Here is a 22,149-nt window from a genome sequence, read left to right as displayed (position 1 = left end):
GCGCCGGCTTGGTTCATACTGGGGTGATGACGAGGCTGGACTCAGTCGAGCGGGCGGTCGCCGACATTGCTGCCGGCAAGGCGGTGGTCGTGATCGACGACGAGGACCGCGAGAACGAGGGCGACCTGGTTTTCGCCGCCGAGATGGCCACCCCCGAACTCGTCGCCTTCATGGTCCGCTATACGTCGGGCTATCTGTGTGTTCCGCTGGACGGCGCCATCTGCGACCGCCTGGGCCTGCTGCCGATGTACGCGGTGAACCAGGACAAGCACGGCACCGCATACACCGTCACCGTCGATGCGAAAAAAGATGTGGGGACAGGTATTTCGGCCTCTGACCGGGCGACCACCATGCGGCTGCTCGCCGATCCGTCCAGCGATGTGAATGATTTCAGCAAGCCCGGGCACGTGGTCCCGTTGCGCGCCAAGGACGGCGGGGTGCTGCGCCGCCCCGGCCATACCGAGGCGGCCGTCGACCTGGCGCGGCTGGCCGGCTTACAGCCCGCGGGCGCGATCTGCGAGATCGTCAGCCAGAAGGACGAGGGCGCCATGGCCCAGACCGACGAGCTGCGGGTTTTCGCCGACGACCACGATCTGGCCCTGATCTCGATCGCCGATCTGATCGAGTGGCGGCGCAAGCACGAGAAGCACATCGAGCGCATCGCCGAGGCGCGGATCCCCACCCAGCACGGCGAATTCCGGGCGGTCGGCTACACCAGCATCTACGAAGACGTCGAGCATGTCGCGCTGGTTCGCGGCGATATCGCCGGACCCGACCACGACGGTCACGACGTGCTGGTGCGGGTGCACTCCGAATGTCTGACCGGCGATGTCTTCGGTTCCCGGCGCTGCGACTGCGGCCCGCAGTTGGACGCGGCGATGGCCATGGTCGCCCGCGAGGGGCGTGGTGTGGTGCTGTACATGCGCGGCCACGAGGGCCGGGGCATCGGCCTGATGCACAAGCTGCAGGCCTATCAGCTCCAAGACGCCGGGGACGACACCGTGGACGCCAACCTCAAGCTGGGTCTGCCCGCCGACGCCCGCGACTACGGCATCGGCGCACAGATCCTGGTCGATCTCGGGGTCCGGTCGATGCGGCTGCTGACCAACAATCCCGCCAAGCGGGTGGGCCTGGACGGCTACGGGCTGCACATCATCGAGAGGGTGCCGCTGCCGGTGCGCGCCAACGCGGAGAACATCCGCTACCTGATGACCAAGCGCGATCGCATGGGTCACGATCTGACCGGCCTGGACGATTTCCACGAAGCCACCACCATGGACAACTACCAAGAAGGCGTGTATCTCCTGGGCGATCGCCGCCCCACCGATCTTGATCTCGGCGGGACCCTGTGAGTCCTGCGGCCGGTGTCCCTGACATGCCCCAGCTCGACGCGTCGGGGTTGACGCTGGCCATTGTCGCCAGCACCTGGCATCAGAGGATCTGTGACGCGCTGCTCGACGGCGCCCGCAAGGTGGCCGCCGAGGCCGGTATCGACGACCCGACCGTGGTGCGGGTGCTCGGCGCGATCGAAATCCCCGTGGTGGCACAGGCATTGACCGCCAACCACGACGCCGTCGTTGCGCTCGGCGTGGTGATCCGCGGTCAGACACCGCATTTCGACTATGTCTGCGACGCCGTGACCCAAGGCCTGACCCGGGTGTCTCTCGATGCCCGCACGCCGGTCGCCAACGGCGTGCTGACCGTCGACAACGAGCAGCAGGCGCTGGATCGGGCCGGGCTGCCGGACTCCGCCGAGGACAAGGGTGCCCAGGCCGCCGCCGCTGCACTGTCCACCGCGCTGACGCTTCGGGATTTTCGTTCGCCGTCATGACCGACACCGAGTGGGACATCGAGATACGGCCGCATCTGACACCGTATTTCGCCTACGGAGCGGCGGCCCTCATCGTGGTCGCCCACGTCGCGGTCGGCGTGTTGTTGAAGATCTCCTCGACCGGCGTCGTCTTTCAGACGGCTGATCAAGTCGCCATCGCCCTGCTCGGTGTGGTGATCGCCTGCTTCGTGCTGCTCTTCGCCCGGCCGCGGCTGCGGGTCGGCGCCCCCGGTGTCGCGGTGCGAAACCTACTCGGATACCGCCTCATTCCTTGGTCGGACGTCGTGGACGTGTCGTTCCATCGCGGGGCTCGCTGGGCACGGCTGGACCTGCCCGATGATGAGTACGTCCCGGTGATGGCGATCCAGGCCGTCGACAAGGACCGGGCCGTCGACGCGATGGACCGCGTCCGCGCGCTGCTGGTGCGCTACCGGCCCGACATCAGCTCACACTGAGAATCATCGCGACTTCGTCTGGCGAACCGGGCGGTTCGAGCGCGGAAACGGTGAATCCCAGGCTTTCGTAGACGCCACGCGCGGGCGCATTGTCGGTCGCGACACGCAGCGTGACGGTGCGGGCCCGGCGGTCACGCGCCCAGTCCACCGCCGCCGCCACCAGTGGGCGCGCCAGGCCCTGACCACGCGCCGCGGGGTCGAGCCACAACGAGTACAGATACACCGATTCGGGGTTGGCCTGTTGTGCGCCGATCAGACCGATGGGCCTGTTGCCGATCAGCGCGGCGAACTGTGCATGTTCGCGGAGCCTGCGACGCCACTGCGCGGCGGTGAACGACGCCTCCTGTTTGAACTGCGGGTCGTTCTCGCCGAGCGAATCGATCAATGCCCGCAGTCGGACGCCGGCGAAGACCCGCCAGTCCGACTCCGTCAGCCTGGCGACCCGGGCATTCACCTGGTGTCGCCCATGACCAGCCCCTCCCGGCGAGGGTCTGCGCCGCCCACCCAGCCCGCATCGTCGCGCACGATCGCCGACAGCCCACTGGACTGGTCGGCGAGGTCGACCTGGTGACCGAGTTTGCGTAATCCCTGCACCAGCGGGTCGTGGTCCCCAGCCAGTCCAGGAGGCCCGGAGGTGTCGATGACGGGATGTTCGCCGCCGACGTTCGTCTTGGGTGAGTTCGCGGCCCCAAAGTCGACCATGCCCACCGCCTGTTGCGGATCCAGGCCCCAATCGAGCATTCCCACAACGGTTTTCACGACAAACTGGATGATCACCGAGCCGCCGGGGGAGCCGGTGAGGGCGTACAGGGGTCCTCGGCCGGTCGGTGCCTCGTCGAATATCAGCGTGGGGGCCATCGTGCTGCGGGGCCGCTTGCCCGGCTCGACCCGGTTGGCCACCGGCACACCGTCAGGGCCGGCGGGTTCCGCGGCGAAGTCGGTCAACTGGTTGTTGAGGATGAAGCCGTCCACCATGTGGAACGAGCCGAACGCCGACTCGACGGTGGTGGTCATGGACGCGGCATTGCCCTTGGCGTCGACGATGCTGATCTGGCTGGTGCCGTGTTCGGGCGTCGGCGGCGCCGGTGCGCTCGAAGGTCCGAATTCGCCCGGCTTCGCCGTTCCCATGGTGCGCTGATCGGAGATGAGGGCCGCCCGCCCGGTCAGGTACGCGTTGTTGATCAACGCGTCGGGCGAACCGCCGGGAAGCGGGACGAAGTCGGTGTCGGCGACGTACTTGTCACGGTCGGCGTAGGCCAACCGCTCCGCTTCGGATATCAAATGAACACCCATCACGGAGGGTCTGCCGCCGTTGCGATCGAGGTCGGTGGGCTTGTGATCGCCCATGGGGAAGTGTTCGAGCATACCGAGTGTCGCGGCGACGGCGATACCACCAGATGATGGCGGCGGCATACCGCAGATCTCCTTGCCCCGGTACGGAGCACACAGCGGCTCACGCTTCTTCGGGGCGTATCCGGACAGATCCTGCAGCGTCATCAGGCTCGGGGTCCGGCCGCCGGACACATCCGTCGCGGCCGAGACGATGTCACGCGCGATGTCGCCGGTGTAGAACGACTGCGGGTCAGCGGCGATGACGCCCAACGTCTTCGAGTAGGCCGGGTTGTTGAGACGGGTGCCCGATGACTTGGGGCTGCCGTCGGTGTTGAGAAAGTATGCCGACGCGTTCGGATCGACCTTCAGCTTCGGCGCCGAGTCCGCGATCGCCGCGGCCAGTCGGGGGCTGATGTCGAAGCCGTCGTCGGCGAGTGCGACCGCCGGGTCGAACAGGTCGCGCCAGGCGGTCTTGCCGTGCTCGGTGTGGACCTCCTGTAGAAGCCGCACGATGCCGGGAACTCCGATGGACCGGCCGGAAGCGCGGGCATCGGGTCTGGGCGGTGTGCGGTCGGTGTCGGAGACCCATCGCAGGTAGTTCTCCGTCGCCGCGGCCGGGGCGACCTCGCGCCCGTCGTAGGCCTGAACGGCACCCGACGCGGCGTCGTAGTAGAGCAGGAACCCGCCGCCGCCAACACCGGAGGCCTGCGGTTCGACCAGACCCAGCACCGCCTGCGCGGTGACCAGCGCATCCGCCGCAGTGCCACCGTCGCGCAGCACGCCACAGGCCGCCTGGGTGGCCAGCGGGTTGGCGGTCACCGCCGAGTAGCTGCGCGTCTGCACCGCCGTCATGTCCTTGCGGTAGCCGGTGGCGACCTCGGGGTTCGTGGACGCGGAAGCCGACGTCTCCGATCCCGGCGTGCCGTCGGCGACGATCGAGCAGGCGCCCGCGGCGGTGGGCGGTCCGTTCTCCTCGGCGCCGCATCCGGCCAGTACCAGGACGACACCGGCCAGCGGCGCGGTCGCCTTGATCAGGGGCGAGATCCGCATCACTCGACGGTAGTTCATCGAGAGCGTCCGGCAACGGCAGTAACCTGGATTCCGTGCCCGATCCAGCGACATACCGCCCTGCCCCTGGATCGATCCCCGTCGAACCCGGCGTCTACCGGTTCCGGGATCCGCACGGCCGGGTGATCTACGTCGGCAAGGCCAAGAGCCTGCGCAGCCGGCTGACGTCGTACTTCGCCGACATCTCGGGGCTCGCGCCACGCACCCGGCAGATGGTGACGACGGCGGCCAGCGTCGAGTGGACAGTGGTCACCACCGAAGTCGAGGCGCTGCAGCTCGAGTACAACTGGATCAAGGAATTCGATCCGCGGTTCAACATTCGGTATCGCGACGACAAGTCCTATCCAGTGCTCGCGGTGACGCTGAACGAAGAGTTTCCGCGGCTGATGGTCTACCGGGGGCCGCGTCGCAAGGGTGTCCGTTACTTCGGCCCGTACTCGCATGCATGGGCGATTCGGGAGACCCTCGATCTGCTGACCCGGGTGTTTCCGGCACGCACATGCTCGGCGGGAGTATTCAAGCGGCACAAGCAGATCGACCGTCCTTGCCTGCTGGGTTACATCGACAAGTGTTCAGCACCGTGCGTCGGCCGGGTCAGCGCCGAGCAACACCGCCGCATCGTGCTCGACTTCTGCGATTTCCTGGCGGGCAAGACCGACCGGCTGGTCCGTGACATGGAACGTCAGATGAACGCGGCCGCCTTGGAGTTGGACTTCGAGCGGGCGGCCCGGCTCCGCGACAACATCGGCGCACTCAAGCGCGCCCTGGAAAAGCAGACCGTGGTGTTCGGTGACGGTACCGACGCCGATGTGATGTCCTTCGCCGACGATGAGCTCGAGGCCGCGGTGCAGGTCTTCCACGTGCGTGGCGGGCGGGTCCGCGGCCAGCGCGGTTGGATCGTCGAAAAGTCCGGTGAGCCAGGGGAATCCACGCCGGAATATCTCGTCGAGCAGTTCGTCACACAGTTCTACGGCGATCAGGTCGAGCTCGACGGGTCCGCCGACGAGGCGCTGAACCCGGTACCGCGACAGCTGCTGGTGCCGGTGCTGCCGTCGAATGCCGAGCAACTGGAGACGTGGCTGTCTCAGTTGCGCGGCACGCGGGTGGCGCTGCGCGTGCCGCAGCGGGGCGACAAGCGCGCACTGGCCGAGACCGTCCAACGCAATGCGCAGGATGCGCTCAACCAGCACAAGCTCAAACGTGCCGGCGACTTCACCGCCAGAACCGCTGCGCTGCAGAGTGTTCAGGATGCGCTCGGACTGGCGGATGCACCGCTGCGCATCGAGTGCGTCGACATCAGCCACGTCCAGGGCACGGACGTGGTGGCGTCGCTGGTGGTGTTCGAGGACGGGCTGCCGCGCAAGTCCGACTACCGGCATTACGCGATCCGGGAAGCCGCCGGTGACGGCCGTTCCGACGACGTCGCGTCGATTGCCGAAGTGACGCGGCGCCGGTTCTACCGTCACCTGCACGACACCGAGCATCCGACCGAGCTTGCCCCGGAAGGCAAGTCGCGTCGGTTCGCCTATCCGCCCAACCTGTTCGTGGTGGACGGTGGGGCGCCGCAGGTCAACGCCGCCGCGGCGGTGCTCGAGGACCTGGGCATCACCGACGTGGCGGTGATCGGGCTGGCGAAGCGGCTGGAGGAGGTGTGGGTGCCGGCGGAGCCGGACCCTGTCATCATGCCGCGCAACAGCGACGGGCTGTTCCTGCTGCAGAGGGTCCGGGACGAGGCGCACCGGTTCGCCATCACCTACCACCGCAGCAAGCGGTCCAAGCGGATGACGGCCTCGGCGCTGGATTCGGTGCGTGGGCTCGGCGAGCACCGGCGTAAAGCCCTGGTCACCCACTTCGGGTCGCTCGCCCGGTTGAAGGAGGCCAGCGTCGAGGAGATCACCGTGGTGCCGGGAATCGGGGTGGCGACGGCAAAGGCGGTTCTGGACGCGCTCGGCGTACCGCCCGAATCCAGCGCGCCCACCGCCACGATCAGCGATGATCAGAGCAGGGCATCGGGATGACAGATCAGGGTATGCACGAGGAACTGCGCCATAACGCCGGCGACGACGAAGCGGGGGAATCTGATATCGACGTGGTCCTGGTCACCGGGCTGTCCGGTGCGGGGCGGGGGACGGCGGCCAAGGTGCTGGAGGATCTCGGCTGGTATGTCGCCGACAACCTGCCGCCGGAACTCATCGCGCGGATGGTTGAACTCGGTCTGGCCGCCGGTTCCCGCATCACCCAGTTGGCGGTGGTGATGGACGTCCGCTCGCGCGGCTTCACCGGCGATCTGGAGTGGGTGCGCAACGACCTGGCCACCAGAAATATCACGCCCAGGGTGCTGTTCCTCGAGGCATCCGACGACATCCTGGTCCGCCGGTACGAGCAGAACCGACGCAGCCATCCCTTGCAGGGCAATCACACTCTGGGGGAAGGCATCGCCGCCGAGCGCGCGATGCTGGCGCCGGTGCGGGCGGTCGCCGACCTCGTCATCGACACCTCGACACTGTCGGTGCCGGCGTTGCGGGAGAGTATCGAACGGGCCTTCGGCGGCGAGACGGTCGCGCACACGAGTGTCACGGTGGAGTCCTTCGGGTACAAATACGGACTGCCGATGGATGCGGACACGGTCATGGACGTGCGATTTCTGCCCAACCCCCACTGGGTCGACGAACTGCGTCGCCACACCGGTCAACATCCCGCAGTACGGGATTACGTCCTCGGTCAGCCGGGCGCGGCAGAGTTTCTGGACACCTACCATCAACTGCTGGACGTCGTCATCCAAGGCTATCGGCGGGAGGGAAAGCGCTATATGACCGTTGCCATCGGCTGCACCGGCGGTAAGCATCGCAGCGTTGCGATGGCCGAGGCGCTGGCCGCCCGCCTGCAGGGCGGTGACGAGCTCACGGTGCGGGTGTTGCACCGGGATTTGGGTCGCGAATGAGCGACGCGCGGATCGTAGCCATCGGCGGCGGCCACGGGCTCTACGCGACGCTGTCGGCCGCTCGCCGGCTCACCCCGCACGTCACCGCGGTGGTCACGGTGGCCGACGACGGTGGATCGTCGGGTCGGCTGCGCAGCGAGTTGGACGTGGTGCCACCCGGCGATCTTCGAATGGCGTTGGCGGCGTTGGCATCCGACAGTCCGCATGGCAGGCTCTGGGCGACCATCATCCAGCATCGCTTCGGTGGCAGCGGCGCGCTGGCCGGCCATCCGATCGGCAATCTGATGTTGGCCGGGCTTAACGAGGTGCTGGCCGACCCGGTGGCGGCGCTCGACGAGCTCGGCCGCATTCTCGGGGTCAAGGGCCGGGTGTTGCCGATGTGCCCGATGGGGCTGAGCATCGAGGCCGACGTGGCCGGCCTTGAATCGGATCCCCGGATGAGCCGCGTCATCCGCGGACAGGTGGCGATCGCCACCACGGTGGGCAAGGTCCGGCGGGTGCGGCTGCTGCCGGGTGATCCGCCGGCCACCCGGCAGGCGGTGGACGCGATCATCGCGGCCGATCTCGTGGTGCTCGGGCCGGGGTCCTGGTTCACCAGCGTGATCCCGCACGTCCTGGTGCCGCAGCTGGCGGCGGCTCTGCAATCGACGGAGGCCAGACGGGCGTTGGTGTTGAACCTGGTGGCAGAACCGGGTGAGACGGCGGGGTTCTCGGTCGAGCGACACATCCACGTGCTGGCGCAGCACGCGCCGGGATTCACGGTGGACGACATCATCGTCGACGCCAGCCGGGTGCCCAGCGATCGTGAACGCGAACAACTGCGCCGAACCGCCAACATTCTCGCCGCGCAAGTTGAGTTTGCTGACGTGTCCAGACCTGGTACACCTTTACATGACCCGGCGAGGTTGGCCGCGGCTCTGGAGGGTGTGCGTATTCGAGGGATGGCCCCCACCCGAACCATTCAGGAGCCGATTGTGCCGGCACCGACAGTGAACGGACCGAGAGGTGACGACCCGTGGCGATGACAGCCGAGGTCAAAGACGAGCTGAGCCGGTTGACGGTGAACTCGGTCAGCGCTCGCCGCGCCGAGGTAGCGTCGCTGCTCCGGTTCGCCGGCGGACTGCACATCGTCTCGGGGCGAGTGGTGGTGGAGGCCGAGGTCGATCTCGGCATCATCGCCCGGCGGCTCCGCAAGGACATCTTCGACCTGTACGGCTACAACGCCGTCGTTCATGTGCTGTCGGCCAGTGGCATCCGCAAGAGCACCCGATACGTGGTGCGGGTGGCCAAGGACGGCGAGGCGCTGGCACGCCAGACGGGCCTGCTCGATCTGCGCGGCCGGCCGGTGCGGGGACTGCCGGCCCAGGTGGTGGGCGGCAGCGTGGGAGACGCCGAAGCCGCTTGGCGGGGAGCGTTTTTGGCGCACGGATCGCTCACCGAACCGGGTCGCTCGTCGGCGCTCGAGGTGAGTTGCCCCGGTCCGGAGGCGGCGTTGGCGCTCGTCGGTGCGGCACGCCGCCTCGGCGTCAGCGCCAAGGCCCGTGAGGTACGGGGCAGTGACCGCGTGGTGGTGCGCGACGGGGAGGCCATCGGCGCACTGCTGACCCGGATGGGGGCGCAGGACACCAGGTTGACGTGGGAAGAGCGCCGGATGCGCCGCGAGGTGCGGGCAACCGCCAACCGGCTGGCCAACTTCGACGACGCGAATCTGCGCCGGTCGGCACGCGCCGCCGTGGCCGCCGCCGCCCGCGTGGAACGGGCGCTGCACATCCTCGGCGACACGGTGCCCGACCATCTGGCCGCTGCGGGCAAACTGCGGGTCGAGCACAGGCAGGCATCGCTGGAGGAGTTGGGCCGGCTGGCCGATCCGCCGATGACGAAGGATGCTGTGGCAGGCCGTATTCGGCGCTTGTTGTCGATGGCGGACCGCAAGGCCAAACAAGACGGCATCCCCGACACCGAATCGGCTGTTACCCCAGACCTTCTCGAAGACGCCTGACTCCGGCCCGAGCGAAAGGGCAGCGCAGCCCGAGGCCATGACCAAAATGCGCAAAACGGCGGGAATCGCCTGTTACGCGGGTTGTGAGCGCAACCGCGACACGGTGTGGATGGCTCCGTAACTTTGGTGCTACGGAACCAAATAACCACTCGCAAAGGAAGATTCAAATGAACACCACCTTCTCTCGTAAATTCGTCCGTTTCGTCGCGGCGCCCGTCGCTGCCGCAGGCATCATGAGCGGTGCCGCGCTGGGCTTCTCGGCGCTGGCCAACGCAAGTGCCCCGCCGCCGTGCTCGTTCACGGGTAACGCGACGCAGTGCCAGACACCTGGCAACGTCCAGATCAGCACCGAAACCGGTGATGCCGGGATGTACGCGGCTCAGCAGCAGTATCCGTTCTTCGGTTATGGCTATGGCAACGGTCTGCTGTTTCATCACCGCGGACACCGCCACTGACGGTTGGCGCTCCGCGCCAACCGTCAGTGGCGGTGTCCGCGGAGCACGCACTCAGGGCCGGATCGATGCCTCGATCCGGCCCTGAGTGCATTGGGACGTCGGTGTTGTCGGTATCCGCAGGCGGCGACGCCGGATATGGGATTCTGCCATCGTGTCGGCTCCGTCGGGTGTGGTGACGTTCTTGTTCACCGATATCGAACACTCGACTCGACGCCCGGAAACTGCGGCGCCCGGCGTCCAGCTTTGTCGGGCGGGACGCCGCGGTCGTCACTGTCACGGAAGCACTGCGTGCCCACTGACTCGTGACGCTGACCGGCGTCGGCGGAGTCGGCAAGACCCGGCTCGCGTTGGAGGTCGCGAAGCGTCTCGCCGAGGAATTCCCTGACGCAATATGGGTTTTCGAGTTGGCGTCCGTCGGCGATCCGGCGGCGGTGCCCGATGCCGTGGCGGCGGTACTTGGCATCACCCAGCAGCGGGGCATGAGTATCAGCGAGAGTGTGGCCGCCGCGCTCGAGGGCAGGGTTCGGTTGTTGGTGTTCGACAATTGCGAACATGTTCTCGACGCCGTGGCCGGTCTGATCGAGGCCGTCCTCGCCGCCTCGGCGACCGTCACAATGTGGGCGCCCAGCCGCGAGGGGATGGGAATGGTGCACGAGCAGCTGTGGCCGGTGCGCTCGCCCGATGTCGATGCCGCAGTGCAAATTTTCGCCGTCCGGGCACGTACTGTGGCGCCGGACTTTCACCCGACGACTCCACGGCCATCGAGCTGGCGGCATCGCGCATGTCGTCGATGAGTGCCGACGAGATCCGTGACCGCCTCGATGACCGGTTCAAGTTCCTGATCGGCTCACGGCGCGGCATGGAACGCCACCAGACCCTGCGGCACGGTGGCATGGTCATATGACCTGCTCGCCGGTCCGGAAAAGGCCCTGCTGGCCCGCTGTTCGGTGTTCGCCGGCGTATTCGACCACGAGAGCGGCTGTGCCATAGCCGGTTCCGTGGACGCCTATGCCGCGATCGCCCTGCTCGACGCGCTGGTCCCCAAGTCGCTGCTGGTCGTCGACCGGTCGGCGCCGCGAACCCGGTTCCCGATGCTGGAAACCGTCCGGCAGTTCGCCGAGGAACAACGGGTCGCCAGTGGAGATGGCGAGGCGGTCCGGACGGCGCATGCTCGCCACTTCGCCAACCGCGAAGATGAGGTGCTGGCGCTCTGGGACAGCCCGCGCCAGAGGGATGCCTATCGGTGGTCTCAGACAGAGCTGCCCAACCTGCGTACCGCGTTCCGGTGGGCCGCGGACCGACACCCGCGGCGAGGTGCCCTTCGGTTTCGACGGTCTACTCGGAGGCGCGTATATGCTGGTCGGTCGGCCAGCGGCGGCCGTCGACTGGTTCGACCGCTACCTGGAGTTGGGGCGCGACCCTCTCGGCGGTCCCACCGATGAGGCGATGGATTCAGCGGCCGGAGTCGTCCGGGTCGCCGAGGAAACAGGTAACCCGTACGCGCTCTCGTATGCGTTGCTGGCGTATGGCCCGGCTTCCCTTGACGCAGGCCCGGAAGGTGCGCTCGCCGCCATGAGTCGGGGATTGGTCGCGCGCGCCAGCGGTATCGCTCCACCGAGGCATACCTGGGCCTGAATGTCGGTTGGCGGGAGGCCCGACTCGGCGACAGCGCGGCCGCGCTGGAGCACCTCATGTTGGCACTTCGCACATATCACGACTCCGGATCCACCACGGCAATTCGCAGCCCGCTGGGGATTCTCGCCGAAATATTGGCCCAGCGTGGAAACTTGGAGTCGGGTGCCACGATCGCTGGCTTCGCCGCTCAGCCCCCGTGACCGTTGGTCTTTCCGGAATTCACGAACACGGTCGCTCACCTCCGGGAGGTCCTGGGAGACGAGACGTACCAATCGCTCGCCGACAGGTGCGCGGCCATGACCACCGCAGCGATCGCGACCTATGCCGACGATCAATCGACCGGGTGCGGATCGAAATCGAGCGTTGATCGCATCCAGTTCTGCATCACGGCTGTGATTTCGAGAGGATTCAACGACCCCGGTGCAGATTTCGCGGCTTCACCGTTGGCTACGGTGGAACCATGGAGACGCTGAGGGTCGGCGCGGCCTTTCCCGATCCGCCGTTCAACGGTATGCCGGACGACGGTGGTCAGCCGGCCGGCCTCGACATCGACCTGATGAGCGCAATCGCCGAATCACTCGGCGCAACAATTGAATTCGTCACCTACGACGGCATCGACTTCAACGGCATCTTCGACGCCCTCGACAACGGCGACTTCGACTGCGTGGCCGCCGGAACGACGGTGACACCCGAACGCGAGCAGAAGGCGGCGTTCGTCGCGCCCTACCTCATCTCAGGCCAGTCGCTGGCCGTCGACACCTCCCGGCTTCCGCACGTCACCTCCGTCGACGGCCTCGTAGGCCTCACCGTCGGCGTCCAGCGCGGCAACACCAGTCAACGCATCGCCGAGGAACTCGTCGCCAACGGCAAAGCCGCCCGGGTGCGCGTCTACGACTACGGCGGCATCCGCTCGGCGCTGACGGACCTGAGCACCGGAGGATGCGACGCGTTCATGAAATTGGCGCCCGTGCTCAACGAACTGGTCAAGCCGGTCCCGGGAGTCGAGGTGGTCCAGCGCGGCATCTCGGTCGAGCACATCGCGATCGCGGTACCGCGCAGCGACCAGGCACTACTCGGCCGCATCACGGTTGCCCAGGCCGAGCTCGAAGAGGCAGGCACCCTGCAGCGGATTCGCCGGAAATGGCTGGGCAATCCCTTTGCCGATCAGAGGCTGGCCATGCAGTGACCAACCCGCGCGTGGCGTGTACCACACCACTAGGCTGGTTGCCGAGCAGTTCATCAGCGACTAAGGAGACACAAAGTGACCATCCGGGTCGGCGTTAACGGCTTCGGCCGCATCGGACGCAATTTCTACCGGGCGCTTGAGGCGCAGAAGGCCGAGGGCAAGAGCACCGACATCGAGGTGGTGGCCGTCAACGACCTGACTGACAACGCCACGCTCGCGCACCTGCTCAAGTTCGACTCGATCCTGGGCCGGTTCCCCAGGGACATCGGCCTCGAGGGCGACGACACCATCGTCGTCGGCGACAAGAAGATCAAGGCGCTCGAGGTTAAGGCCGGCCCGTCGGAATTGCCGTGGGCAGACCTGGGCGTCGACGTCGTCGTCGAGTCGACCGGCATCTTCACCAACGCCGCCAAGGCCAAGGGGCACCTGGACGCAGGCGCCAAGAAGGTGGTCATCTCCGCGCCCGCCACCGACCCGGACATCACCATCGTGCTGGGCGTGAACGACGACAAGTATGACGGCAGCCAGAACATCATCTCCAACGCGTCGTGCACCACGAACTGCCTCGGCCCGCTGGCCAAGGTGCTCAACGACGAGTTCGGCATCGTCAAGGGCCTGATGACCACGATTCACGCGTATACCCAGGACCAGAACTTGCAGGACGGCCCGCACGGCGATCTGCGCCGTGCCCGCGCCGCCGCGCTGAACATCGTCCCCACCTCGACCGGCGCTGCCAAGGCCATCGGCCTGGTGCTCCCCGAGCTCAAGGGCAAGCTCGACGGCTATGCGCTACGGGTGCCGATCCCCACCGGCTCGGCGACCGACCTCACCGCCGAACTGAGCAAGGCCGCCAGCGCCGACGAGATCAACGCCGCATTCAAGGCCGCGGCCGACGGCCCGCTCAAGGGCATCCTGAAGTACTACGACGTGCCGATCGTCTCGTCCGACATCGTCACCGACCCGCACAGCTCGATCTACGACTCACTTCTGACCAAGGTGATCGACAACCAGGCCAAGGTGGTGTCCTGGTACGACAATGAATGGGGCTACTCCAACCGCCTCGTCGATCTCGTCGCACTGGTCGGCAAGTCCCTGTAGCCGTGAGCATCAAGACGCTCGAAGACTTACTGGCAGAAGGAGTTTCGGGCCGCGGCGTGCTAGTGCGCTCGGACCTGAACGTGCCGCTGGACGACTCAGGTGACATCACCGATCCGGGCCGCATCGTCGCGTCTGTGCCGACGCTGAAGGCGCTGGCCGACGCCGGCGCCAAGCTCGTCGTCACCGCGCATCTCGGCAGGCCCAAAGGGGGACCGGACCCGAAGTTGTCGTTGGCCCCGGTGGCCAAGGCGCTGTCCGACCGGCTGGGCCGTCACGTGCAGCTGGCCGGCGATGTCGTCGGCACCGACGCGCTGGCCCGGGCGGAGGGCCTGACCGACGGCGACGTCCTGCTGCTGGAGAACATCCGCTTCGATCCACGCGAAACCAGCAAGGAGGACAACGAGCGGATGGCGCTGGCCAGGCAGCTGGTCGAACTGGTCGGTGATGACGGCGCATTCGTCTCGGACGGATTCGGCGTCGTGCACCGCAAGCAGGCATCGGTCTACGACGTCGCCGAACTGCTGCCGCACTACGCGGGCCAGCTGGTGGCCGCCGAGGTCACGGTGCTCGAGCAACTGACCAGCTCGACCGAGCGGCCCTATGCCGTGGTGCTCGGCGGTTCCAAGGTCTCCGACAAGCTGGCGGTCATCGAATCGCTCGCCGAGAAGGCCGACAGCCTCGTCATCGGGGGCGGCATGTGCTTCACCTTCCTAGCGTCCCAAGGTGTTTCGGTCGGTACGTCGCTGCTCGAGGAGAGCATGATCGAGACCTGTCGCAAACTGCTGGAGGACTACGGCGACGTGATCCACGTGCCCGTCGACATCGTGGTGGCCGACAAGTTCGCCGCCGATGCGAACTCCGAGATCGTTGCGGCGGACCGCATCCCCGAAGACAAGATGGGCCTCGACATCGGCCCGGGTTCGGTCAAGCGGTTCACCGCGCTGCTCTCCAACGCCAAGACGATCTTCTGGAACGGTCCGATGGGCGTGTTCGAGTTCCCCGCATTCGCGGCGGGTACGAAGGGCGTCGCCGAGGCGATCATCGGCGCCACCGGCAAGGGCGCGTTCAGCGTCGTGGGCGGTGGCGACTCGGCCGCCGCGGTCCGTGCGCTCGGACTCGACGAGGATGGCTTCTCTCACATTTCCACCGGGGGCGGGGCCTCGCTGGAATACCTTGAGGGCAAGACGCTGCCCGGTATCGACGTCCTCCAGTAGTACCCGCGCAGTCCTGAGCACCCAGAAAGGCGCACACGTGTCCCGTAAGCCGCTGATCGCCGGCAACTGGAAGATGAACCTCAACCATTTCGAAGCGATCGCGCTGGTGCAGAAGATCGCGTTCTCACTGCCGGCGAAGTACTTCGCGAAGGTCGATGTCGCGGTGCTGCCGCCATTCACCGATCTGCGCAGCGTGCAGACGCTGGTCGACGGGGACAAGCTGCTGCTGACCTACGGCGCGCAGGACATCTCCCAGCATGACTCGGGCGCCTACACCGGCGAGATCAGCGGCGCCTTCCTGGCCAAGCTCGGCTGCTCCTATGTCACCGTCGGCCACTCCGAACGCCGTACCTATCACCACGAGGACGACGCGCTGGTCGCCGCCAAGGCGGTGGCCGCGTTCCGGCACGGCATCATTCCCATCGTGTGCATCGGGGAGCACCTCGAGGTCCGCGAGGCGGGCAATCACGTCGACCACTGCCTCGCCCAGGTGCGCGCATCACTGGACGGGCTGTCCAGTGAGCAGGTCGGCAACGCAGTCATCGCCTACGAGCCGGTCTGGGCCATCGGCACCGGCCGGGTCGCCAGTGCGGCCGACGCCCAGGAGGTCTGCAAGGCTGTGCGCGACGAGCTGGGGATGCTATCGTCGCCGCAGCTCGCGGCGGGTATCCGAGTGCTGTACGGCGGCTCGGTGAACGGCAAGAACATCGGTGAGATCGTTGCTCAGGAGGATGTCGACGGCGCGCTGGTGGGCGGGGCTTCGCTGGACGCCGAGCAATTCGCGACGCTGTCGGCCATCGCCGCGGGCGGCCCGTTGCCGTGATCTGCGCTCGGTCCAGGTAGTCTGGCGGCCATGCAATTGGCCCTGCAGATCATCCTGATTGTGACCAGCGTCCTGGTCGTGCTCCTGGTGCTGCTGCATCGTGCCAAGGGCGGCGGCCTGTCCACGCTGTTCGGTGGCGGTGTGCAGTCCAGCTTGTCGGGCTCCACGGTGGTCGAGAAGAACCTGGACCGACTGACGCTGTTCGTCACCGGCATCTGGCTGGTCTCCATCGTCGGCGTCGCACTGCAGATCAAATACAGCTGACGGCGTAGCCCCTTCGGGGCCCCACCCGGCGGCACCATTTGTACGTCTTCACGCCATGAATCGAGCTTCCATGCCGTGTGCCTTATGGACATTCGGTCGCGGCTGAGCACTTTCGCCTGGCACGTCGCGAGTGCCAGGAACCGTTCAGCACCGGCCCCTACTATCGGCGCGGTGTCCAGCTTGGTCACTACCCAATGCTCTGGTCTCCCTAAGGCGGGTGTTCGTGCTCAGACGACTTCGTGTTGGCGCCGTTGCACTGGTTTTCCTCTGTCTGAGTTGCGCCGTCGCGACGGCCGAACCGCTGCCTGTCGCCGACGTCACGCAATCTGCCGACACCGATGACGGTTGGCACCTGAGCGCCGCACTCACCCGGATGACCATCAATTCCGTGCCCAACATGGCCGCGACCGCCTTCACCCGGGAGGGCTTCGTCACCGGCAAGGCCGCGGCGACCATCGAGGGCAACGGCAACATTCCGGTCAACTCGGGCACGCTCGTCCTGGGCCTGCAACTGGGCTGTCAGGTCGACCTCAGCGAGGGCGGGAGCGTCGACGTGGGCGGCGACGCCGGGATCAACCCTGGAATCGGCAACGGCAGTGTGCTCAACGACATCGGCCCGTACGCGGACGTGGACGGCGACATCTCCATCAATCTGCTGCCCGGCAACATCACCAATCTGGGGCTGGGCAAGAAGACGCTCAAGGGTCGCACCGGCGAGATCGTCGTGCACGACGCACACGTCAAGGTGGACGGCTGTGGGGGTCAGGTGGCCATCCGGTTCTTCGCCACGGCGATGATCGACACCGACAAGTCCGACGACAGCGTCAACGCCTACGGGGACATCCTGAGCCTATGAGCACTCGGTGGCGGATCCTGGTTGCCGGCCTGTCGTTCGTCGGTTGGGTCGCCGTTTTGCCTGCCGGTATCGCCCAGGGCGCCTGCACAGGAGCGGGTGACTACGGGGCCGCCTCCGGCTGTGCCCCCTCGGACTCGGGGGGCGGATCGAGCAAGGGCGAGAGTTGGCCCCCGACATCGGTGGACTGGCCGCCGCAACAGGACGCCGACGCCGGCAGCGACAGCAGCGACAAGGGCAGTGGCGACGCGCAGTCGACACCCATCGTCATGCCCGACGGGCAGAAGCCACCGCAGGCCACCCATCCGCTCGGTTCGGATTCGACGAGCAAGTCGACGCCGGCCAAGCCGATCGTTCCGGTCGGCCCCGATCCGTCCAGCGGCACGTCGGTGAAGAGCAGCGCGACAACCGGGCCGATCGTCACCCCGCAAGGATGACCCGACCGGGGGGCACTCGCCGTGCGGCAGCTTCGGTCCGCCACGATAATCGGGGGATGGCTGAAGGTACCGACGTCGCCCTGGCACCAATCGGTTCCGTACGCCGGTCCCAAATCGGCCGTGAAGCCACCGAGCCGATGCGCGAGGACATCCGGCTTCTCGGCACAATCCTCGGCGACACCGTTCGCGAGCAGAACGGTGCGGAGGTGTACGACCTCGTCGAGCGAGCACGGGTGGAGTCTTTCCGGGTCCGCCGGTCCGAGATCGACCGCGGCGAGCTGGCCGGCATGTTCAGCGGCATCGACGTCCGGCAGGCCATCCCGGTCATCCGGGCATTCACGCACTTCTCGTTGCTGGCCAATGTGGCCGAGGACATCCACCGCGAGCGACGCCGTGCGATTCACGTTGCCGCGGGCGAGCCGCCGCAGGACAGCAGTCTCGCGGCAACGTATGCGAAACTCGATGCCGCCGACCTCGATCCGGTGACGGTCGCCGACGCACTCACCGGAGCGCTGGTCTCACCGGTGATCACCGCGCACCCCACCGAGACCCGCAGGCGCACGGTGTTCGACACGCAGCACCGCATCACCGAGCTGATGCGCGTTCGCCTTCGTGGGCATAGCCTCACCGGAGACGGCCGCGACGTCGAGATCGAGTTGCGCCGCCACATCCTGACCCTCTGGCAGACCGCGCTCATCCGCTTGTCGCGCTTGAAGATCCAGGACGAGATCGAAACGGGGCTGCGGTACTACCCGGCCGCGTTCTTCGACGTCATCCCGCAGGTGAATGCGGAGGTGCGCACGGCACTGCAGGCCCGTTGGCCAGGCACACACCTGCTCGACACGCCCATCCTGCGGCCCGGCTCCTGGATCGGCGGCGACCGCGACGGCAACCCGAACGTCACCGCCGACGTCGTCAGGCTGGCCACAGGCAGCGCCTCCTACACCGCGCTCGAGCATTACTTCGTCGAGATCACCGCGCTGGAACAGGAGCTGTCGATGTCGGCGCGGCTGGTCACGGTGAGCGACGAGGTGGCCGCCCTCGCCGACATGTGCCACGAGCCCGCGCGCGCCGACGAACCCTATCGGCGCGCGTTGCGCGTCATCCACGGCCGGCTCACCGCGACGGCCGCGGAGATACTGGACCGACAGCCCGAACACGAACTCGACCTCGGGCTGGACCGCTATCTCACGCCCGGCGAGTTGCTGTCCGATCTCGACGTCGTCGACCGGTCCCTGCGCGGCAACGGCAGTGCGGTGCTGGCCGACGATCGGCTGGCCCGTCTACGAGAAGCCGTGCGCGTCTTCGGGTTTCACCTGCAGGGTCTGGACATGCGGCAGAACTCCGACATCCACGAGGAGGTCGTCGCCGAACTGCTGGCGTGGGCAGGGGTGCATTCCGAATACGGGTCACTGCCGGAGCCGGAGCGGGTGCGGATTCTCGCGGCCGAACTCGGCACCCGGCGGCCGCTGATCGGCGACGGTGCCCAATTGTCCGAGCTTGCCCGCAAAGAGCTCGACATCGTCGGCGCCGGCGCGCGTGCCGTGGCGGTGTTCGGGCCACAGGCGGTGCCCAACTACATCATCTCGATGTGCCAGTCGGTATCGGACATGCTGGAGGCCGCGGTCCTGCTCAAGGAGGCCGGCCTGCTCGATGCTTCGGGACCGGACGCGTACGCACCCGTCGGGATCGTGCCCCTGTTCGAGACCATCGACGATCTCCAGAACGGCTCCTCGATTCTGGAAGCGGTGCTTGACCTTCCGTTGTACCGGGCCGTCGTCGCCGCCCGCGGAGACAGTCAGGAGGTGATGCTCGGATACTCGGACTCCAACAAGGACGGCGGCTATCTGGCGGCCAACTGGGCGCTGTATCGAGCCGAACTCGATCTGGTGGAGTCGGCGCGCAAGACGGGAATCCGGTTGCGGCTGTTCCACGGTCGCGGCGGCACCGTCGGCCGTGGCGGTGGACCCAGCTACGACGCCATCCTGGCCCAGCCGCCGGGTGCGGTGTGCGGGTCGCTACGGATCACCGAACAGGGTGAGGTGATCGCCGCCAAGTACGCCGAGCCGCAGATCGCCCATCGCAACCTCGAGACGTTGCTGGCCGCCACGCTCGAGGCCACCCTGCTCGACGTCGAGGGGCTCGGCGACGCCGCCGGGCCCGCCTACGAGGTGCTCGACGAGCTCGCCGCGAGGGCACAGCGCGCCTACGCCGAGTTGGTCCACGAGACACCGGGATTCGTCGACTACTTCAAGGCGTCCACGCCGGTGAGCGAGATCGGCGCACTCAACATCGGCAGCAGGCCCGCCTCCCGCAAACCCACGTCGTCGATCTCCGATCTGAGGGCGATCCCGTGGGTGCTGGCCTGGAGTCAGTCGCGGGTCATGCTGCCGGGCTGGTACGGCACCGGCACGGCATTCGACGAGTGGATCACCGAGGGCGACGGTCGGCTGCGGGTTCTTCAGGACCTGTACCGGCGATGGCCCTTCTTCGCCACCGTGCTGTCGAACATGGCCCAGGTACTGGCCAAGGCCGATATGGGCCTGGCCGCCCGGTACGCCGAATTGGTCGACGACGAGGCACTGCGCCGCCGCGTGCTCGACAAGATCGTCGACGAATACGAGCTGACCATCCGCATGCACCGGCTCATCACCGGCCAGGACGACCTGCTGGCCGACAACCCGGCGTTGGCCCGGTCGGTGTTCAACCGGTTCCCGTACCTGGAACCCCTGAACCATCTGCAGATCGAACTGCTGCGCCGCTACCGGTCCGGCGACGAGGACGAGCTGGTCCAGCGCGGAATCCTGTTGACCATGAGCGGCCTGGCGACGGCTTTGCGCAACAGCGGGTGAGGTACGGCCCGCGGTGGATGATGGACCACATGGCCAACATCGCCGGCGATGGTCGCCGACTGCTGTTCAAGAACGTCCGAATCTTCGATGGGCTCTCTGGCCGGCTCGTCGCAGGTCACGTGCTGGTCGAAGGCCAGACGGTCGCGGCCGTCGAAACGTCGCCCATCGCGGAGAATCTCCAGACCGCGGTCATCGACGGTGTGGACAGGGTACTGATGCCCGGGATGAGCGATGCCCATGTCCACCTGGTCGGAGCCGCCAACACGCTCATCGACCTCGTGATGGCCTCCCAGACCCAGCTCGCCGCGAGCGCTCTCGCCCGTGCCAAGGACACGTTGTTGCGCGGCTTCACCACTGTCCGTGACATGGCCGGCGACACCGTCGGCATCCGGAAGGTCATCGACGCCCAACCCGATCTGGGACCCCGCGTCTATCCCAGCCAGGCCGCCATCTCACAGACCGCCGGTCACGGGGACTTCAGCTTCGTCTACCAGCGTCCGACCGCGCTGGGCGGCCCACAGTCGCGGGGCGAGGAGATCGGTTTCATGCGGGTCGCCGACGGCCCGGCCCGGGTGCTGGCCGCCGTCCGGGAGCAGCTCAAGCTGGGCGCCTCCCAGATCAAGTTGATGGTCGGTGGCGGTGCCGCATCGCTGTACGACCCGCTGTACACACTGCAGTTCACGCCGCGGGAACTGCGCGCCGCGGTCGAGGCCGCCGAGGACTACGGCACCTACGTCGCCACCCACGTCTACAGCGTCGCCGGTATCCGCCGGGCCGTCGACGCGGGGGTGAAATCGATCGAACACGGCCATCTCGCCGACGAAGCGACGGTCGCGATGCTGGCCGAGCGGGAAGTGTGGTTGTCGACGCAACCGTTCGCCGAACACGACCACGCGTTCATCAATCCGGAAAGCGCCGACAAGAACCGAGAGATCTGTGGCGGCACGGATCGGCTGTACGAGTGGGCGAAGAAGCACGGCGTGAAGGTCGCGTGGGGGACCGATCTACTTTTCGAGCCGGACAAGACTTACAGACAGAGCGAGATGCTGGCCCGACTCGGACAGTACTTCACCAACACCGAGGCGCTCAAGATCGTGACGTCCGGCAACGCGAGTCTGTTCCGGCTCGCCGGTGACCGCGATCCGTACCGATCGGCCAGGCTCGGCGAGATCACCGCCGGAGCCTGGGCGGATCTCCTGCTCGTCAACGCAGACCCGACGGTGGATCTGAACGTGCTGTCCGACCCGTGCACGAATATCGCGGTGATCGTCAAGGGCGGGGTGGTGGTCAAGGACAACCGGGACGACCGCGCTCACCTGACCCGGTAGTCGGCCGGGCACACCCCTTCGAGGCAATCGCAGACGAGCTGGAGGCGCGGCGCCAATTCGTTGATACGGCTGATCGTCTCGTTGAACCGCTCCGGAGTCGCGTCCAGGTTGCCCGTCCAATTATTGAGGTCGATCAGGGTTTCGCTCAGGTGCTCCAGAATGGTGTCGACCTGCTCGACCGTGACATCGGCATTCAGTGCCGCCTGGGCGAGTTTCCTGATCCGCTCGGGACCGGTGCGGACCGGCTTAGGGCTCTTGTCTGCCATTGCACCACAGTCCGGGAACCGCCGGAGCGAGCTGGTCGTCTGACAGGTGTGCAGCGCAGACAATGTGATAGCGATCCACGCTCGCCCAAGGGCGGTGACACAGTAAGTCGCG

The 22,149-nt window shown here is 67.0% G+C and carries 22 protein-coding genes and 1 pseudogene; 19 read left to right on the top strand and 4 right to left on the bottom strand.

What is annotated here, in order from left to right; genetic code table 11:
• Nucleotides 1–26: 26 nt before the first annotated feature.
• From ACVWWN_RS26380 to ACVWWN_RS26370, 3 genes are read left to right on the top strand one after another with little or no spacing between them, the layout of a single operon-like run.
• Nucleotides 27–1,352, top strand: coding sequence for a bifunctional 3,4-dihydroxy-2-butanone-4-phosphate synthase/GTP cyclohydrolase II (locus ACVWWN_RS26380; RefSeq protein ID WP_457146478.1), 1,326 nt, complete (start codon nt 27–29; stop codon nt 1,350–1,352).
• Nucleotides 1,349–1,831, top strand: a complete 483-nt coding sequence (ribH, locus tag ACVWWN_RS26375) for a 6,7-dimethyl-8-ribityllumazine synthase (protein WP_457146477.1) — start codon at nt 1,349–1,351, stop codon at nt 1,829–1,831. Before ACVWWN_RS26380 ends, ribH begins: the two co-directional genes overlap by 4 nt.
• Nucleotides 1,828–2,286, top strand: a complete 459-nt coding sequence (locus ACVWWN_RS26370) for a PH domain-containing protein (protein ID WP_457146476.1) — start codon at nt 1,828–1,830, stop codon at nt 2,284–2,286. Before ribH ends, ACVWWN_RS26370 begins: the two co-directional genes overlap by 4 nt.
• On the opposite strand, the gene ACVWWN_RS26365 is transcribed toward ACVWWN_RS26370, so the two are convergent.
• Complete coding sequence (locus ACVWWN_RS26365; protein WP_457146475.1) at nt 2,273–2,740, bottom strand: GNAT family N-acetyltransferase; 468 nt, start codon at nt 2,738–2,740, stop codon at nt 2,273–2,275. The genes ACVWWN_RS26370 and ACVWWN_RS26365 overlap by 14 nt on opposite strands.
• Nucleotides 2,737–4,668, bottom strand: a complete 1,932-nt coding sequence (locus ACVWWN_RS26360) for a gamma-glutamyltransferase family protein (RefSeq protein WP_457146474.1) — start codon at nt 4,666–4,668, stop codon at nt 2,737–2,739. Before ACVWWN_RS26360 ends, ACVWWN_RS26365 begins: the two co-directional genes overlap by 4 nt.
• A gap of 53 nt (nt 4,669–4,721) precedes the next feature.
• Between ACVWWN_RS26360 and uvrC the strand changes: the two genes are divergently transcribed.
• From uvrC to ACVWWN_RS26330, 6 genes are all read left to right on the top strand, one after another.
• Nucleotides 4,722–6,704, top strand: a complete 1,983-nt coding sequence (gene uvrC / locus ACVWWN_RS26355) for an excinuclease ABC subunit UvrC (RefSeq protein WP_457146473.1) — start codon at nt 4,722–4,724, stop codon at nt 6,702–6,704.
• 11 nt (nt 6,705–6,715) lie between these two features.
• Entirely contained in the window at nt 6,716–7,627 is a 912-nt protein-coding gene (gene rapZ, locus ACVWWN_RS26350) for an RNase adapter RapZ (protein WP_457149294.1), read from the top strand.
• Nucleotides 7,624–8,652: a uridine diphosphate-N-acetylglucosamine-binding protein YvcK gene (yvcK, locus tag ACVWWN_RS26345; protein WP_457146472.1), complete on the top strand. Its 1,029-nt coding sequence runs from the start codon at nt 7,624–7,626 to the stop codon at nt 8,650–8,652. The genes rapZ and yvcK overlap by 4 nt, the downstream gene beginning before the upstream one ends.
• Nucleotides 8,649–9,626 (top strand): DNA-binding protein WhiA, encoded by a 978-nt coding sequence (gene whiA / locus ACVWWN_RS26340; RefSeq protein ID WP_457149293.1) that lies wholly within the window; start codon nt 8,649–8,651, stop codon nt 9,624–9,626. The genes yvcK and whiA overlap by 4 nt, the downstream gene beginning before the upstream one ends.
• A gap of 167 nt (nt 9,627–9,793) precedes the next feature.
• On the top strand, nt 9,794–10,081 hold the full coding sequence (locus ACVWWN_RS26335; RefSeq protein WP_457146471.1) for a hypothetical protein: 288 nt from the start codon (nt 9,794–9,796) through the stop codon (nt 10,079–10,081).
• Nucleotides 10,082–10,383: 302 nt separating this feature from the next.
• On the top strand, nt 10,384–10,875 hold the full coding sequence (locus ACVWWN_RS26330; protein WP_457146470.1) for a hypothetical protein: 492 nt from the start codon (nt 10,384–10,386) through the stop codon (nt 10,873–10,875).
• A 102-nt stretch (nt 10,876–10,977) separates the two neighbouring features.
• Here the strand turns inward: ACVWWN_RS26330 and ACVWWN_RS26325 are convergent, their stop codons facing one another.
• Nucleotides 10,978–11,250 carry a hypothetical protein gene (locus tag ACVWWN_RS26325; protein ID WP_457146469.1) on the bottom strand — a complete coding sequence of 91 codons (273 nt, stop codon included), beginning with the start codon at nt 11,248–11,250 and terminating at the stop codon, nt 10,978–10,980.
• 184 nt (nt 11,251–11,434) lie between these two features.
• On the opposite strand from ACVWWN_RS26325, the gene ACVWWN_RS26320 reads away from it, so the two are divergent.
• From ACVWWN_RS26320 to ACVWWN_RS26275, 10 genes are all read left to right on the top strand, one after another.
• The gene (locus ACVWWN_RS26320) at nt 11,435–11,716 is read left to right on the top strand and encodes a hypothetical protein (RefSeq protein WP_457146468.1); all 282 of its coding nucleotides are present in this window, start codon (nt 11,435–11,437) and stop codon (nt 11,714–11,716) included.
• 460 nt (nt 11,717–12,176) lie between these two features.
• Nucleotides 12,177–12,902: an ABC transporter substrate-binding protein gene (locus ACVWWN_RS26315; RefSeq protein WP_457146467.1), complete on the top strand. Its 726-nt coding sequence runs from the start codon at nt 12,177–12,179 to the stop codon at nt 12,900–12,902.
• Nucleotides 12,903–12,977: 75 nt separating this feature from the next.
• On the top strand, nt 12,978–14,000 hold the full coding sequence (gap, locus tag ACVWWN_RS26310; protein WP_457146466.1) for a type I glyceraldehyde-3-phosphate dehydrogenase: 1,023 nt from the start codon (nt 12,978–12,980) through the stop codon (nt 13,998–14,000).
• A gap of 2 nt (nt 14,001–14,002) precedes the next feature.
• Nucleotides 14,003–15,214, top strand: a complete 1,212-nt coding sequence (locus ACVWWN_RS26305; RefSeq protein ID WP_457146465.1) for a phosphoglycerate kinase — start codon at nt 14,003–14,005, stop codon at nt 15,212–15,214.
• A gap of 37 nt (nt 15,215–15,251) precedes the next feature.
• On the top strand, nt 15,252–16,037 hold the full coding sequence (gene tpiA, locus ACVWWN_RS26300) for a triose-phosphate isomerase (protein WP_457146464.1): 786 nt from the start codon (nt 15,252–15,254) through the stop codon (nt 16,035–16,037).
• Nucleotides 16,038–16,067: 30 nt separating this feature from the next.
• Nucleotides 16,068–16,301 carry a preprotein translocase subunit SecG gene (gene secG / locus ACVWWN_RS26295; protein WP_457146463.1) on the top strand — a complete coding sequence of 78 codons (234 nt, stop codon included), beginning with the start codon at nt 16,068–16,070 and terminating at the stop codon, nt 16,299–16,301.
• 271 nt (nt 16,302–16,572) lie between these two features.
• Nucleotides 16,573–17,157, top strand: a complete 585-nt coding sequence (locus tag ACVWWN_RS26290) for an MspA family porin (RefSeq protein ID WP_457149292.1) — start codon at nt 16,573–16,575, stop codon at nt 17,155–17,157.
• On the top strand, nt 17,154–17,591 hold the full coding sequence (locus ACVWWN_RS26285; RefSeq protein WP_457146462.1) for a hypothetical protein: 438 nt from the start codon (nt 17,154–17,156) through the stop codon (nt 17,589–17,591). The genes ACVWWN_RS26290 and ACVWWN_RS26285 overlap by 4 nt, the downstream gene beginning before the upstream one ends.
• 56 nt (nt 17,592–17,647) lie before the next feature.
• A complete protein-coding gene (gene ppc / locus ACVWWN_RS26280; protein ID WP_457146461.1) occupies nt 17,648–20,443 on the top strand; it encodes a phosphoenolpyruvate carboxylase in 2,796 nt (931 codons plus the stop codon).
• Nucleotides 20,444–20,472: 29 nt separating this feature from the next.
• A complete protein-coding gene (locus ACVWWN_RS26275; RefSeq protein WP_457146460.1) occupies nt 20,473–21,771 on the top strand; it encodes an amidohydrolase family protein in 1,299 nt (432 codons plus the stop codon).
• Between the two features lie 11 nt (nt 21,772–21,782).
• On the opposite strand, the pseudogene ACVWWN_RS26270 reads toward ACVWWN_RS26275, so the two are convergent.
• Nucleotides 21,783–22,037: pseudogene (locus ACVWWN_RS26270) on the bottom strand (ATPase); the annotation flags it as partial.
• Between the last annotated feature and the right edge of the window lie 112 nt (nt 22,038–22,149).

It is taken from the genome of Mycobacterium sp. URHB0021 (assembly GCF_054057895.1).
The sequence above is the reverse complement of the archived record's forward strand: the minus strand, read 5'-3'. Positions and strand labels throughout refer to the sequence as shown.